Annotated in this window: 1 pseudogene; it reads left to right on the forward strand. The window is 81.8% G+C overall.

From position 1 onward, the window contains the following. Positions 1-583: pseudogene (locus B7P34_RS38005) on the forward strand (AAA family ATPase); the annotation flags it as partial.

Here is a 583-nt window from a genome sequence, read left to right on the forward strand (position 1 = left end):
GCGGGCGGCGAGGAGCTCGCCGCGCTGGAGCGGCGCCTCCGCGAGGAGCTCGGCTCCCTGTCCGCCGCCCGCCGCGCGGAGGAGCGCGCCGCCGCGATCGGCGACCAGCAGCGCGAGCTGGAGCGCGAGGCCCGCGCCGACGAGGACGAGCTCACCGAGCTGACCGGCTGGCTCGACGGCTGGGAGGCGCTGCGCGCCGCCTGCGAACGGCGCGTCGAGACCGCCCGCGCCGAGGCCACCCGGGCCGTCCGGCTGGAGGCCGAGACCGGCCCCGTCCGCACCCGCCTGGCCGCCGCCCGCGAACGCGACCGCCTCACCGGAGCCGCCGCCGCGGCCGAGCAGCGGCTGACCGGCGCCCGCGAGCGGGCCGTCACGGCCCGCACCGCCTGGCTCGACGTCAAGGAGCGCCGCCTGGAGGGCATCGCCGCCGAGCTCGCGGGCGAGCTCGCGCCCGGCACGGCCTGCAAGGTCTGCGGAGCCACCGAGCACCCCGACCCGGCGCGGGCCGCGGCCGGCCGGGTCGACCGCGCCGACGAGGAGGCCGCCCTGGCCGCCTTCCAGCGCGCCGACGGCGTGCGGGAGG

The organism is Streptosporangium nondiastaticum (assembly GCF_003011965.1).
Classification (GTDB): Bacteria; Actinomycetota; Actinomycetes; order Streptomycetales; family Streptomycetaceae; genus Streptomyces; species Streptomyces nondiastaticus.